Genomic DNA, 15,033 nt, shown 5'->3' on the forward strand with positions numbered 1-15,033 from the left:
GACTTTTTACTTTAAGACATTTTAACATAAAATGAATAACCGACAACAACAACTCGACGCTTTCAATCGATTACTCGATGTAATGAACGAATTACGTGAAAAATGCCCTTGGGACAAAAAGCAAACCCTACAAACTTTGCGCCATCTAACTATCGAAGAAACCTACGAATTAGGTGATGCAATTTTAGATAATGACTTAAAAGAAGTTAAAAACGAATTGGGAGATTTGTTGCTACATATCGTTTTTTATGCCAAAATAGGCAGCGAAACCAATAGCTTCGATATAGGCAATGTTGCTAATGATATTTGCGAAAAACTCATACACCGCCATCCGCATATTTACGGAGATGTTGTGGTAAAAAACGAGGAAGAAGTAAAACAAAATTGGGAAAAACTAAAACTTAAAGAAGGAAAAAAATCAGTATTAGAAGGTGTTCCCAAAAGTTTACCCGCATTAGTTAAAGCTTCTAGAATTCAGGATAAAGTAAAAGGAGTTGGTTTCGATTGGGAAGAGCCACATCAGGTTTGGGACAAAGTTCAAGAAGAATTACAAGAATTACAAGTTGAAGTTGAAGCAGGAAATCAGGACAAAATAGAAGCCGAATTTGGAGATGTTTTATTTTCAATGATAAATTATGCCCGCTTTCTGAACATTAATCCCGAAGATGCTCTAGAAAGAACCAATAAAAAATTCATAAAACGTTTTCAGTATTTAGAAAGTAAGGCTGGCGAATTAGGCAAAAATTTAGCAGAAATGACATTGGCAGAAATGGATGTTTTTTGGGAAGAAGCAAAGAGATTGTAGGTTACAGCTTTAGGTTTTTAATATTCTCATCGAAATTACCACACTCCATAGAGAAAATAAGAATTAACTAGATATGAAAAAAATAATATTAGTGCTGTTTTTTATTAACTTATATTCTTTTGCACAAGAAAAAGATTTTGTTTTAGGTAAAATTGAAACCCTAAATTCCTTAGAATTAAACGAAATTAGAACCATAAACATCTATTTGCCATAAGGTTACAACAAAGAAGAGAATTACCCCGTAATTTATTTACTTGATGGTTCTGCTCATGAAGATTTTATTCACATCGTAGGTTTAGTACAATATTGTAACTTCGAATGGATAAAATTACTCCCAAAATCTATTGTTGTAGGAATAGAAAATGTAGATAGAAAAAGAGATTTTACCTATCCCACAACAGTAGAAAAAGACAAAAAAGAGTACCCAACAACTGGAGGCTCTAAAAAATTTATTTCATTTATAGAAAAAGAGGTTCAACCATTTATTGAAAATAAATACAAAACTACGACTTCAAAAACTATAATTGGTCAATCGCTAGGCGGATTATTAGCAACCGAAATTTTGTTTAAAAAACCAGATTTATTTTCAAATTACATCATCATAAGTCCAAGTTTGTGGTGGGACAAAGAATCATTGCTTAAACAAGCATCTGTTTTTTTAGACTCCCACTTTAATCAGAAAACTACAATTTTTATAGGCGTAGGAAATGAAGGGAAAATTATGATAAACGACGCTGAAAATTTATTTGAAATCATAAAAAACAAACCAATGGTTAATGCTAAATATAATTATTTTTCTAAAAAAAAGCATGGCGATATTTTGCATACAGCAGTTTTTAAAGCTTTCGAAGTTTTAAAATTATAATCATAAAAACAGCATATTAAGCAGTAATTTTTACTTCTGTAAACTATACAAAAATAGCCCGACTAATAAAATCATTGCAAAAAAAAGATGCTTTTTTTTGCAGTAGCATTGGCTAGTTACCCGCAAGTAAACTAAGTAAAAAAAGTACCCTCAATGATAATACAAAACATACCCAAAGTTTTTTTACAGTTAAAAACAGAACCCACAGAATTATTTGTTTACGATTTTAAAATGACTAAAGATGCTGTAAATACAAAAGTTAATTTAACCCATAATATGTTTAGTTTTTTGCAATTAGGGGAAAAAAAAGTCAAGTTTGAAGACGTCTTTGTCGAAGTAAATAATAAACAATCTGTTTTAATAAAATCAGGAAACTGCTTAATGACAGAATTAATAGACAACAATGAAATTTACTTCTGCAAATTGTTTTTTTTCACAAATAATAATGTTCTTAATTTCCTGAAAAAACATTCTGAACATATCTCGAAATTAAATAAAAAAACGAATACTGAAACGCCTTTTTTTGTAATTGAAAACGATGACTTTATTCACTCTTTTGTAACTTCTATTTCTAGCATTTTAAATCTAAAAACAAATACAACCTTATTATTAGAATTAAAATTAGAGGAAATATTACTCTATTTATTGCAAAAGTATGGTGCCTCGTTTATACATTATTTACAATCATTAGCATCAGCCGAAAAAAATACTACATTAAAAAATATTGTAGAAGCCAATTTAAATTCTAATTTGAGTTTAACCGAAATAGCTTTTCTTGCCAATATGAGTTTATCAACTTTTAAACGACATTTTTTATTAGAATACAATGTAAATCCTGGCAAATGGTTGCGACAAAAAAGACTTGTATTAGCCAAACATTTGATAAAAAATGAGGATAAAAAACCATCTGAAATTCATAAGCAATTTGGGTATAATAGCCTTTCCAATTTTAGTATCGCTTTCAAAAATGAATTTGGATTTAGCCCAAAAGAATTAAAATAATATGACTCGCAAGCAATTAGACTAAGTTTAATTTTTACACAGATTTTCTTATTAAATAAACAAAATTAATTTCTTAATTAGTCTCAATCTGGTAAATTTCTAGCTAATTTTCTTTTGGTATTAATAACAGACACATGAAAAAATAATTAAACAACACTTCATTTAGACTTTTTTCATAACTTTTTGAACTTTATAATTAAAAAATGACAATTAGTTTTGCAATTCAATTTAAAAAATAAAAACAGATGAATATTACATTAGAACAAGCAGAAAAAATGATTCTTGCTGCAAAAAAAAAGGCAGTAGAATTAGATACAAAAATGAATATTTGCGTTGTTGATGCTGGAGCAAATATATTGGCATTCGTTCGTATGGATGGTGCTTGGCTAGGATCGGCAGATATTTCATTAAAAAAAGCAAAAACAGCTCGTTTCTTTGATTTTCCAACCGGAGTAATTGGAAGTCTTTCGCAACCTGGAGGTTCATTATTTGGAATTGAACATTCAAATGGCGGATTAATTTCTTTTCCTGGTGGAGTTCCTGTAAAAAATAGTACCGGTGAAGTTATTGGTGCAATTGGTGTTTCTGGTAGTACTGTTGAGCATGATAATTTAGTAGCAGAAGCTGGAGCTAACTCATTATAATTGTAACCTCGTTACAAACTAAATGGTCTAGAAAGTATTTTTAGACCATTTTCTATTTTGGCTTAATTCTACTAATTACAGTATTTTGCGTTAGGAATTGAAGTGAAAATCATTTTTTTTAAGATTTTTCTCTCATGGTTCTTGCGCCTGTACATCTTAAGGATTTCTTGAAATATCTTGAGAAGTTTATTTGTTCTTTTTTAACATTTTTCTTGTCTGTTTTTTTTAGTAAAAATAATCTTCCTAAAATTATTCAAGTGAAATACTACAATTCCTGAATATTTTTCGCAATTATAAATAGAGTTTCAAAATAAGATTTAATATCTTTTCTGAAATCTAAAATATTTGCAATTACCATAATGAATATAATTTGTACAAATAAATGTATCATATTTTATTTTTTGTTTCAATATTTGTCAAGTTATTATAGGTAACAAAAAGAATATTTTTACTGTACAGTTATTTTTATTGGAGTTCAGAGAACTTCATTTGTAACGTAAAGCACAACCTTTGTTGCTGCTGACAAAAATAATGAGATTAAAAAAAAAGCTTTTTATTATAAAATGAAGCCTCTATTTCTTACAAATAAATGAATAGAAAGCAGCATACATAGTATTTTATATAACTACAACTTTAGGGTATATTTGCATTGCTATATAAAATTTGATGGCTAGAGAAAAATACCAGTAGGTACGAGCGATTTGGCAATATTTGGTTTTTAGCTTTAGTTTTAAGTTGGTTTTATACTTACAAAGCGTTATCTTTAACCAGAAATTTGGCTTTCTTAAACCCAAACCTCAATAAGCGACAAAACGAAATCATATTGGCGTTACAGACTCTTATTGGAGAAATTTAAAATCTATAAAAAAGCGGAAACAAAATAAAGATTATTTGTAAACGCTACAAAATGGCATCATTTTTTAGTATATACCTTATACTACATGCACAGTTTTGGTAAAAGATAATATAGTTTTGGGCTTTAATAATTAAAATATTTTTTGATAAATATACGCAATGAAGTTATTTTATATAATTATTTTTGTTTTTGTTTTTTCGGCAAATAACTTTGCTCAAGAAGCTTCGTCTATCCCATCAACGGGAATTCCTAGAGTAGACATAGCTATTCCGAAAAATCAGAATGCTACGCCTCAATTTTCTATTTCGAAGCCCTTTGAAATTACAAAATTTAAAAAATCTTCTAAAATTTATGATGCGACGCAATTGCAGAAACCCAACCCATTTAACTTACCAATAAGTGATTTGAATCCTGGAAAGATTAATGCTGCAAAAATGAATAAAGCGATGCAAGAAGAACATCCAGAATTTTATGCAAGAGACCAAATTTTTGGGGTGATTAGAACAAAATCGCAATATGCAAAAGTAATTTATTTTGATTATGCAGAACCTGATGGCGATAATATAAGAATATGGGAAAATGAAATAGTAATAATTCAAAATGCTTATTTAACCAATTCTCGCAAAGAATTAATCTTAGATCTTTTTCAGAGTTCAAATAAAATTGAATTTGAAGCTTTAAATGAGGGTTTAAGCCCTCCTAATACTGCACAATTTGATATATATGATGATAAAGGAAATTTGTTATTCTCTAACCAATGGGCATTATCAAAGGGTTATAGAGCATCGATTATAATTGAAAAAGAAAGATAAAACGGTTGTTTTTAGCCCGTAATTATAATAAAAAAGACTCTTTATTATAGGACTAAACATTTGTTTAAATAAAATTTTTATTACACTTATAAAATAAATACTTTAGGTAAATATTTCATTAAATATAGTACCTTTTTATCATTAAATTTACTGGAATAAGAAATACACGGTATGGGTTTGCCATTCCGAGGAATGATAAATCTTATCTAGTGATTCAGATTATGAGATTCCTCGTAATTACAATATATGCACTAAATATTAGAGTGTTTTAAAAATAAAAAAATATTTACTTTTATTTCAAGATTTCTATCAACACATTACTTTGTACTCCATTAGGAAATGGAATTTGAATTTTTTGAGCAATTGTTGGCACAATTTGTGTTATTTCTTTTTTATCGTGTGTTTCTCCTTTTTTTATGTTCCAGCCATAAAAAATACAAGGCACATGGGTATCGTAACTATAAGGGGTTCCGTGGGTTGTCCCAGTAACACCATGGTCTATATTTCCGGTACCATACAACACAACTATGTCTCCATTTTGTTTAGGGTCGTATCCTTTTAAAATAAAATTTAAGTAATAATCATTGCCTGTCGAATTTAAAATTTCTTCTTCGGTATAGGCTCTTTTTACTTCTTTTAAAGTCATTAAATAGTCTTTGAAACTTTGTTTTATTTTGTTTAGCTCAAGTCCTTTTTCTTTTATGATGGCTTTATTAAAAAATAAATTAGCGTTAGAGTAATTTAAAACTAGATTAACTCCAAAAGTTTCTTCAGAGAATTTTTTTAGGCTAGCAGTTAGATCATTTACGTTAATATTTTTTACATCATATTTATGATCTCTTAAATAACTGGCATTTTCGGCACCTGCATGATCTGCGCTTAAAAATAATAAATAATTTTCTTTGCCAACGGTTTGATCTAAATTTGCTATAAGATTAGCAATAGTCTTATCTAAACGCAAATAAGTATCTTGCAATTCTATAGAATGTGCTCCAAAAGTGTGACCTATATAATCTGTAGAAGAAAAGCTTACGGTTAAAAAATCTGTAATATCATCTTTTCCTAACGCTTCTTTTTCGATAGTTCTAATTGCAAAATTGGCTAGAATGTCATTTCCGTAAGGTGTACTTTTTATTATTTCGGCTCCTTTTTGATCATATATTTTTTTTAAATCGTAAGGAAAAACAGGTTCTTTTGTTTTATCAATTTTTCCTTCGTAAGGGTTGTTATCAGAGAGACTTTCGTTATAAGTGTCTATCGGATTTAGTAAATCCCAACCTTTATTTATATAAGTCATATATTTTTTTTCTTGGTTGAATTCTGTTACCCAATCTGGCAATTTTTCGCCATAAAAAGTGCTTGATATAAATGAACCTGTACTACTAAACCAAAATGCCCAATTGGCAAAATGTCCTGCTGGTAAAATAGCGCCACGGTCTTTAATACTTAAACCAATTACTTTTCCTTTGAAGTTGGTTGCCATTCGCAATTCATCAGTGATAGTAGTACTTTGTAGGTTTTTTGGAGACATTTCGCCTTCTTTTGCAATGCCATCACCAAGTATTTTTACTGATGTGTCATCTGTACAATATATATTCTTTCCTGTTGTTTTATTAAACCAGTCGTTAGCAACTATTCCGTGTACTGCAGGTGTTGTACCTGTGTATAATGAAGCATGCCCTGGGGCAGTATAAGTTGGCATATAATTATAGTTCATATTATGAAAAGTATAGCCATCATCTAGTAATTTTTTAAAACCATTTTGAGAAAAATCGCTAGAAAATCTGTATAAATATTCCATTTTCATCTGATCTACGACAATACCCACGACTAATTTTGGTCTTTGCTGTTGTGCATGAATAATAGATGATATAACAATAACTGAAAATAATATTAGTTTTTTCATTTTATATAAAATTTGTACAAAAATACATTTAGATTTTGTATTATCCTTAAAATTGGTTAAGAATAAATCTCTTTTTTTATGTTTATAAATTAGCCATTTCGTGTTTTGCTTTTTGAAACTCAGCTACCATATCTTCGATAATATTTGCCGCTGGTTTTATATCGTGAATGAGTCCTGCAATTTGTCCTATTTCGAGTTCTCCATCTACTAAATCACCTTCAAACATACCACGTTTGGCACGAGCACGGCCTAAAAGTGTTTTCAAATCTTCTGGCGTAGGGCATTTGGTATATAAATCCTGAAGATCATTATAAAATTTATTTTTTATCAATCGGACAGGTGCTAATTCTTTCAACGTAAGTTGTGTTCCTCCTTCTTTGACATCGATAATAGTTTTTTTGAAATCATCATGGCAAGAACTTTCGGTAGAAGCGGCAAAACGGGAGCCAACTTGTACGCCATTGGCACCAAGAACCATCACGGCAAGCATTCCTCTTCCTGTTGCTATACCGCCAGCGGCAATAAGGGGAATAGAAATTTGTTCTTTAACCATTGGTATCAATGTTAAAGTGGTTGTTTCTTCTCTTCCGTTATGACCACCAGCTTCAAAACCTTCGGCAACAACAGCATCTACACCAGCTTCTTGTGCTTTTAATGCAAATTTTGAGCTACTAACTACATGAACTACTGTAATTCCTTTTTCTTTTAGAAAATTTGTCCATGTTTTAGGATTTCCTGCCGATGTGAATACGATTTTTACGCCCTCTTCTATAATTATATTCATAATTTCTTCCACATTTGGATATAACATTGGCACATTGACACCAAAAGGTTTGTCTGTTGCTTTTTTGCATTTCTGAATGTGTTCTCGTAAAATTTCTGGATACATAGATCCTGCTCCTATTAGTCCTAAACCGCCTGCATTACTAACTGCACTTGCTAATTTGTAACCTGAATTCCAAATCATTCCGCCTTGAATAATTGGATATTTTATATTGAAAAGTGATGTTATTTTATTCATTGAAATTATTTAATCGAAATCAGAATTTAGTGTGTTTTAAAACAAAAGGAGTCGCTTAAATCATTTTATTTTAAGTTATTCCTTTTGTAGCTTTTGTGTTAATTATTATCCTGTAATAAATTAATTTTTAATTAATTTTCCAAATGAAGTTTTTTCAGCGCAAGCAATATTATAAAAATAAACGCCACTATTTAAGGTTTGTAAAGAAATTCTTTGAGACTGATTATCGATGTTTTTCTCTAAGACCAGCTGTCCTAAATTATTATACAATTTAATTGAATATCCTATATTACTAGCTGGGCTTGAAATTGTAATTTCGTTAGTAGCAGGATTTGGATACAAATTTAAAGCAACAGTAGAAACTTCTGGTATAGAAAGTGCTGCTGTTAGTGCGGCTTGAAAATTAGGAATTCCATAGCCATAATCATTATTTTGTGTTACAATAGAAGTGGCATACCTGCTGGCAGACAATTTTAATAATTGTACAATTTGAGCATTTGTTTTATTAGGAAATGCAGACCAAAATGAAGTAATTGCTCCCGCTAAAATAGGAGATGAAAAGGAGGTTCCGTTTGCAGTTGTAATTGTACCTGCGGTATTAGAAATGACTGCTGCTGTTCCCATTGCCATAAAATCTGGTTTCATTCTCCCGTCGCTTGTTGGACCAATAGAGCTAAATTCAGATTTTACTTCGGCAGAAGTTACTGAACCTACTGTTATTGCAAAGGCTGCATCGGCTGGAGTGCCTACATGCGGTTCTGCAGTTGACCCTTCATTTCCTGCCGAAATTACACATATCATTCCTTTTGAAAAAGCAATATCTACGGCTCTAGAAGCTACTGATGTTTGTCCGTTCATTTTAGCATAAGTATAGCTATAAGCAGGATTGTCAAATCTAAAATAACCTAAAGAAGAATTTATAACATCTACTCCTAACCTATCGGCTTCCTCTGCTGCTTCAACCCAATTAGTTAATTCTAAAGGGGTTTCTGAGGCAACATCTTCTGTGATAAATAAATAGTAACTAGCATCTGGTGCTGTTCCTACTAAATTAGTAGTATTTCCTCCCATGGTCGATAAAACATTAGTGCCATGATTGTTTCCAGTATAAAAATTAGTCGAATTATTCACAAAATTATACCCGCCTAATATTAGCCCTCTTGTACGCAAACTTGCAAATGGATCTGCTGTATTTACTCCAGGAAAACCAGCATCTAAAATAGCTACGACTTTACCCGAACCCGTATAATTTTGTTGATGCAAAACATGGCAATTTAGCATTTGTACCTGATTGGCAGAATTACCATAATTATAAGCAATCTGGGTTTCGTTAGCATCTAATAATTTATTTGATTTTTCTTCGTTTTTTATAGACTGAGCCATTCTCACTCCTGGATTTAAAGAATGATTGGCATACTGAATATGATCTACAAACGACAAACCAGATAAAACTGCAATATCGGTTTGTAGTCCTCGAACATGAACCATATTTAACCATTTCGATTTGGCCAAAACAGCAATTCCAATCGAAGCTGTAATTTGGTCTACATAAGGTTGGTGTATTGGGGCATCTTTAATATCTAATGCAATTCCTTGCGTGGTTCGTCTATCTAGAGAACGTTGCATTAGTTCAGATAAAGGATTACTATAAAAAACTGATGCGTTTGGTTTATCTTTAAAATACACCCAAGCATCTTCTTGTGAAAACGCATTTACCGATATGGTGAAAACTAAAAAAAGTAGTGTTTTTTTCATGGTTGACTAAATTTTTTGAATGTTCAAATATACACAAAGAAATTATACTTTTAAAATATAAAGTTAACCCGTAGTATAATATAAAAAAAGGCTATTCATTACACAAAAATAAATTAACACTTTCAATTACATTATTTTAAGTTAGTAATTTTCTCTTAATTCTAGAATAAACATATTTTTTAAACCTCATTATTTGAGGGTTAACAAAAGGATTGGGCTTTGCGCAACAAACGAATTTGACTGAACTCCTAAAAAATATAATGAAGTAATCATTTTGAGGCAAAAAAAGCTTCAAAAAAAATTTCTACCTCAATCCCTAACCAAAATACTCTAAATAATAGAATTAAACCCTAATTTTAAGTAAAAATCCTTTTTCGAGACTTTACTAAAGATAATAAATTAAGCAAAAATAAGAACAATTGAGTCCCTCTTTTTATGCAACTAATTCTAAAACATATTGCTTTTGAAATCAACTCAATATACATTATATTTGCACATCAATAAATAATCTAAAAAATGTCAGACGATAAGAAAGTAATATTCTCAATGTCAAAATTGAGTAAAACCTACCAAGGAGCAGACAAACAAGTCCTAAAAAATATTTATTTAAGCTTTTTTTATGGAGCAAAAATTGGAATTTTAGGTCTTAATGGCTCAGGAAAATCTTCACTATTGAAGATTATTGCAGGAGTCGATAAAAATTACCAAGGTGACGTAGTTTTTGCACCAGGTTACACTGTAGGCTATTTAGAACAAGAACCTATTCTTGATGATTCGAAAACCGTTATCGAAATTGTTCGTGAAGGCGTTGCCGAAACTATGGCTGTTCTAGACGAGTTTAACAAAATAAACGATATGTTTGGCTTGCCAGAATATTATGAAGATGCTGATAAGATGGACAAACTAATGGATCGTCAGGCAGCTTTGCAAGACAAAATAGATTCGTTAGGCGCTTGGGAAATAGACACCAAACTAGAAATAGCTATGGATGCTTTGCGCACACCAGAGGCAGACACACCAATTAAAAATTTATCAGGAGGAGAGCGTCGTCGTGTAGCTTTATGCCGTTTATTACTGCAACAACCTGACGTATTGTTACTCGATGAGCCTACGAATCACTTAGATGCAGAAAGTGTACTTTGGCTAGAACAACATTTAGCGCAATATGCAGGGACTGTAATTGCTGTAACACACGATAGATATTTCCTTGACAATGTTGCAGGTTGGATTCTTGAGTTAGATAGAGGGGAAGGTATTCCTTGGAAAGGAAATTATTCTTCTTGGTTAGACCAAAAATCGAGCAGAATGGCACTCGAAGAAAAAGTAGCTTCAAAACGTCGTAAAAACTTAGAACGTGAGTTAGACTGGGTTCGTCAAGGAGCAAAAGGTCGTCAGACCAAACAAAAAGCACGTTTACAAAATTATGATAAGTTATTAAACGAAGATCAGAAACAATTAGATGAAAATCTAGAAATTTACATTCCAAACGGGCCTCGTTTAGGAACAAATGTTATAGAAGCTAAAAATGTTGCTAAAGCATTTGGCGATAAGTTGTTATACGACAATTTAAATTTTACCTTACCTCAGGCCGGAATAGTTGGCGTTATCGGACCAAATGGTGCTGGTAAATCGACTATTTTTAGAATGATAATGGGAGAACAAGAAACTGATTCTGGCGAATTTTTAGTTGGAGAAACTGTAAAAATAGCCTATGTAGATCAATCGCATTCTAACATAGACCCTAACAAATCTATCTGGGAAAATTTCTCTGACGGTCAAGAACTCATTATGATGGGTGGCAGACAAGTAAATTCTCGTGCTTATTTATCTCGTTTCAACTTTGGAGGTGGAGAGCAAAACAAGAAAGTAAACACTCTTTCTGGAGGAGAACGCAACCGTTTGCACCTAGCCATGACACTAAAAGAAGAAGGAAATGTACTATTGTTAGATGAGCCTACAAATGATTTAGATGTAAATACTCTCCGTGCACTAGAAGAAGGTTTAGAAAACTTTGCTGGTTGTGCTGTGGTTATCTCTCACGACAGATGGTTTTTAGATAGAATATGTACTCACATTCTAGCATTTGAAGGTGATTCGGAAGTGTATTATTTTGAAGGAGGTTTCTCTGAATATGAAGAAAACAAGAAAAAACGTCTGGGTGGAGATTTAACACCTAAACGTTTGAAATACAGAAAACTAATAAGATAACATCCATTAATTCTTTAATATAAAGTCTTTTTAAATATTTAGGATTTACCACAAGGACTAAAATTTTAGCTACAAACCAAGTTTACAAAACTTGGATAAAAATAAAACTCATGTGAAGTAATCCTAACGAATAAACGCCGTAATTAATAGAAGTTAATACATCATATTATTTATTTTGAATCCTGACTTTGTCAGGATTTTTTTTTATAATCATTAAAATTCTTTTGCCATTTAAATAGGAAAATAGGAAACCGTATGAAAGGGCAACCTTATTTTTGGGGTTATCAAAAATATTAGGCTTACCTTAATTTACTAATGCGAGTATTCTAAAAAAAGCTGTCCGAAAAAAAACTTTTCGGACAGCTAAAAAAATTATTTATACCAATTTAGCTTTAAAAATACTGGAATATTTATTGAGGATGTTGTCATTCCGAGGAACGAGGAATCTCATAATTTGAATAACTTGATGAGATTCCTCGTTCCTCGGAATGACAAACTGTATATTTTTTTATCCCAGTAAATTTAAACTTTAAATGGTATTAGATTGGTTCCTGAAAACTAATTTTCCATCAAAAGCATCTAATAAAATAATGCTATCGGTTGCTATAGTTCCTGCCAAAATTTCCTTCGATAATTGGTTTAATACATCACGTTGTATAACTCTCTTTACTGGTCTAGCACCAAATTGGGGATCATACCCTTTTTCAGATAAATAAGCAATCGCTTCTGGAGTAGCGTCCATAGTTATTCCTTGTAATGCTAGCATTTTAGTTACCGATTTGAGTTGTAAACCTACAATTTGGGCAATATTAGCATTTGTAAGTGGTGTAAACATTACAATTTCGTCGATACGATTAATAAATTCTGGACGAACGGTTTGTTTCAGCAAGGCTAGAACTTCTACTTTTGCAGCTTCAGTTGCAGCATCGAGACTTCCTTTGAGATTCTCAAATTTATCCTGAATTATTTGGCTTCCCATATTAGAAGTCATAATAATAATGGTATTTTTAAAATCGGCTAAACGTCCTTTATTATCTGTTAATCGTCCTTCATCTAATACTTGCAATAGAATATTAAAAGTGTCAGGATGTGCTTTCTCAATTTCATCTAATAAAATTACAGAATATGGTTTTCTACGAACGGCTTCCGTAAGCTGACCTCCTTCGTCATAACCTACATATCCTGGAGGCGCACCAACTAATCTACTCACACTGTGACGCTCTTGGTATTCGCTCATATCTATTCTAGTCATGGCATTTTCATCATCAAAAAGATATTCGGCTAGTGCTTTTGCTAATTCGGTTTTTCCTACACCAGTTGTACCTAAGAAAAGAAAGGTTCCAACTGGTTTTTTTAAGTCTTGTAAACCAGCACGACTTCTACGAACTGCATCGCTCACGGCTTCTATGGCTTCTTCTTGTCCCACGACTCTTCTATGTAATTCTTGTTCTAGATGTAAGAGTTTTTCACGTTCTCCTTGCAACATTTTCATCACTGGAATCCCTGTCCATTTTGCGACTACTTCGGCAATATCTTCTCTAGTTACTTCTTCTTTTATTAAGGAAGTACCTGATTGGTTTTCTATTAATTGTTTTTGTAAAACGTCTAATCGTTCTTGTGATTCTTTTATTTTTCCGTAACGTATTTCTGCTACTTTTCCGTAATCGCCATCACGCTCTGCACGTTCGGCTTCATATTTAAAATCCTCAATTTCTGTTTTTATAGCTTGAATATTATCGACCACATCTTTTTCAGACTTCCATTTGGCATAAATCTCGTTTCGATCTTCTTTTAGATTTGCCAAATCCATTCCTAATATTTTGAGTTTACTTTCGTCTTTTTCTCTTTTAATGGCTTCAATTTCAATCTCTAGTTGCATGATTTTTCGATCCAGAACATCTAATTCTTCTGGTTTTGAATTGATTTCCATGCGCAGTTTTGAAGCCGCTTCATCCATCAAATCGATCGCTTTGTCTGGTAAAAAACGGTTGGTTATATAACGTTGAGACAATTCGACTGCAGCAATAATGGCTTCATCTTTTATCTGAACTTTATGGTGCGTTTCGTATTTCTCTTTAATTCCTCGCAGGATAGAAATGGCACTTTCAGTATCTGGTTCTTCTACCATAATTTTCTGAAAACGGCGCTCGAGTGCTTTATCTTTTTCAAAATATTTTTGATATTCATCTAAAGTTGTAGCACCAATGGCTCGCAATTCTCCTCGTGCTAGAGCGGGTTTTAGTATATTTGCTGCATCCATAGCCCCTTCGCCTCCACCAGCGCCAACAAGTGTGTGTATTTCGTCTATAAATAAAACGATATCTCCTTCGGCGGCAGTAACTTCTTTTACCACAGCTTTTAACCGTTCTTCAAATTCTCCTTTGTATTTTGCTCCTGCGATTAATGCTCCCATATCGAGTGAGAATACTATTTTATCTTTTAGGTTATCAGGAACATCTCCATCTACAATTCTGTGAGCCAATCCTTCAGCGATTGCGGTTTTTCCAACACCAGGTTCTCCTACCAGCATTGGGTTATTTTTAGTTCTACGGGTTAAAATTTGTAATACACGACGAATTTCCTCATCACGTCCAATTACAGGGTCTAGTTTTCCGTTTTTAGCTAATTCGTTAAGGTTTTTGGCGTATTTATTTAATGAGTTATAATTTTCTTCGGCAGATGCAGAAGTTACTCTTTCGCCTTTTCTAAGTTCATCAATAGAAGCTTTTAATCCTTTTTCGGTTACGCCTTGATCTTTTAATATTTGGGCTACTTTGCTTTTTGAGGCAAAAATAGCTAGGAGTAAATGCTCGATAGAAACAAATTCATCGTTCATTTTTTTTGCGATGATTTCAGCTTCGTTTAGCATTGTGTTTGCGGTTCTGGAAAGCATAATTTCGCCACCAGAAACCTTTGGAAAGCTCTGAATTGTGCTGTCTAAAATTTGTTGAAACAAAGGCACATTTATATTGAGTTTTTTCAAAATAAACGGAGCAACATTTTCATCAACATCAAAAATGGCTTTAAAAATGTGTTCGTTTTCTATTTGCTGCTGTCCGAAGCTTTGGGCTAATTGTTGTGCTGCCTGAATGGCTTCTTGAGATTTGATTGTAAATTTATTAATATTCATATTTTTTAGGTTTGTTGTTTTCTTAATAG

General features: G+C 32.0%; 10 protein-coding genes and 1 pseudogene. 7 read left to right on the top strand and 4 right to left on the bottom strand.

Features of this window, described 5'->3' with window-relative positions; translation table 11 throughout:
* Window positions 1-31 precede the first annotated feature (31 nt).
* The 6 genes and pseudogenes from mazG (at window position 32) to B0A57_RS01910 (ending at window position 4,984) form a co-directional block, all read left to right on the top strand.
* Window positions 32-805: a nucleoside triphosphate pyrophosphohydrolase gene (gene mazG, locus B0A57_RS01890; protein WP_034098525.1), complete on the top strand. Its 774-nt coding sequence runs from the start codon at window positions 32-34 to the stop codon at window positions 803-805.
* Window positions 806-878: 73 nt separating this feature from the next.
* Window positions 879-1,019 carry a hypothetical protein gene (locus B0A57_RS12430; protein ID WP_316930238.1) on the top strand — a complete coding sequence of 47 codons (141 nt, stop codon included), beginning with the start codon at window positions 879-881 and terminating at the stop codon, window positions 1,017-1,019.
* Window positions 1,020-1,034: 15 nt separating this feature from the next.
* Window positions 1,035-1,670: pseudogene (locus B0A57_RS01895) on the top strand (alpha/beta hydrolase); the annotation flags it as partial.
* Window positions 1,671-1,823: 153 nt separating this feature from the next.
* Complete coding sequence (locus B0A57_RS01900; protein ID WP_011963867.1) at window positions 1,824-2,672, top strand: helix-turn-helix domain-containing protein; 849 nt, start codon at window positions 1,824-1,826, stop codon at window positions 2,670-2,672.
* 245 nt (window positions 2,673-2,917) lie between these two features.
* On the top strand, window positions 2,918-3,316 hold the full coding sequence (locus tag B0A57_RS01905; protein ID WP_011963868.1) for a GlcG/HbpS family heme-binding protein: 399 nt from the start codon (window positions 2,918-2,920) through the stop codon (window positions 3,314-3,316).
* A 1,014-nt stretch (window positions 3,317-4,330) separates the two neighbouring features.
* Window positions 4,331-4,984, top strand: a complete 654-nt coding sequence (locus tag B0A57_RS01910) for a hypothetical protein (protein ID WP_011963870.1) — start codon at window positions 4,331-4,333, stop codon at window positions 4,982-4,984.
* Between the two features lie 292 nt (window positions 4,985-5,276).
* Here the strand turns inward: B0A57_RS01910 and pafA are convergent, their stop codons facing one another.
* The 3 genes from pafA to B0A57_RS01925 form a co-directional block, all read right to left on the bottom strand.
* The gene (gene pafA / locus B0A57_RS01915; RefSeq protein ID WP_034098527.1) at window positions 5,277-6,890 is read right to left on the bottom strand and encodes an alkaline phosphatase PafA; all 1,614 of its coding nucleotides are present in this window, start codon (window positions 6,888-6,890) and stop codon (window positions 5,277-5,279) included.
* A gap of 82 nt (window positions 6,891-6,972) precedes the next feature.
* Window positions 6,973-7,911: an NAD(P)H-dependent flavin oxidoreductase gene (locus tag B0A57_RS01920; protein ID WP_011963872.1), complete on the bottom strand. Its 939-nt coding sequence runs from the start codon at window positions 7,909-7,911 to the stop codon at window positions 6,973-6,975.
* Between the two features lie 120 nt (window positions 7,912-8,031).
* On the bottom strand, window positions 8,032-9,666 hold the full coding sequence (locus tag B0A57_RS01925; protein ID WP_034098529.1) for a S8 family serine peptidase: 1,635 nt from the start codon (window positions 9,664-9,666) through the stop codon (window positions 8,032-8,034).
* Window positions 9,667-10,182: 516 nt separating this feature from the next.
* On the opposite strand from B0A57_RS01925, the gene ettA reads away from it, so the two are divergent.
* Complete coding sequence (gene ettA / locus B0A57_RS01930) at window positions 10,183-11,874, top strand: energy-dependent translational throttle protein EttA (protein ID WP_011963874.1); 1,692 nt, start codon at window positions 10,183-10,185, stop codon at window positions 11,872-11,874.
* Between the two features lie 529 nt (window positions 11,875-12,403).
* On the opposite strand, the gene clpB is transcribed toward ettA, so the two are convergent.
* Window positions 12,404-15,004: an ATP-dependent chaperone ClpB gene (clpB, locus tag B0A57_RS01935; protein ID WP_034098531.1), complete on the bottom strand. Its 2,601-nt coding sequence runs from the start codon at window positions 15,002-15,004 to the stop codon at window positions 12,404-12,406.
* Window positions 15,005-15,033 lie beyond the last annotated feature (29 nt).

The organism is Flavobacterium psychrophilum DSM 3660 = ATCC 49418, from assembly GCF_002217405.1.
GTDB classification, from domain to species: domain Bacteria; phylum Bacteroidota; class Bacteroidia; order Flavobacteriales; family Flavobacteriaceae; genus Flavobacterium; species Flavobacterium psychrophilum.

Coding starts and splice junctions, on each gene's coding strand:
- mazG (WP_034098525.1), top strand. CDS start 32: ATGAATAACCGACAACAACAACTCGACGCTTTCAATCGATTACTCGAT.
- B0A57_RS12430 (WP_316930238.1), top strand. CDS start 879: ATGAAAAAAATAATATTAGTGCTGTTTTTTATTAACTTATATTCTTTT.
- B0A57_RS01900 (WP_011963867.1), top strand. CDS start 1,824: ATGATAATACAAAACATACCCAAAGTTTTTTTACAGTTAAAAACAGAA.
- B0A57_RS01905 (WP_011963868.1), top strand. CDS start 2,918: ATGAATATTACATTAGAACAAGCAGAAAAAATGATTCTTGCTGCAAAA.
- B0A57_RS01910 (WP_011963870.1), top strand. CDS start 4,331: ATGAAGTTATTTTATATAATTATTTTTGTTTTTGTTTTTTCGGCAAAT.
- pafA (WP_034098527.1), bottom strand. CDS start 6,890: ATGAAAAAACTAATATTATTTTCAGTTATTGTTATATCATCTATTATT.
- B0A57_RS01920 (WP_011963872.1), bottom strand. CDS start 7,911: ATGAATAAAATAACATCACTTTTCAATATAAAATATCCAATTATTCAA.
- B0A57_RS01925 (WP_034098529.1), bottom strand. CDS start 9,666: ATGAAAAAAACACTACTTTTTTTAGTTTTCACCATATCGGTAAATGCG.
- ettA (WP_011963874.1), top strand. CDS start 10,183: ATGTCAGACGATAAGAAAGTAATATTCTCAATGTCAAAATTGAGTAAA.
- clpB (WP_034098531.1), bottom strand. CDS start 15,004: ATGAATATTAATAAATTTACAATCAAATCTCAAGAAGCCATTCAGGCA.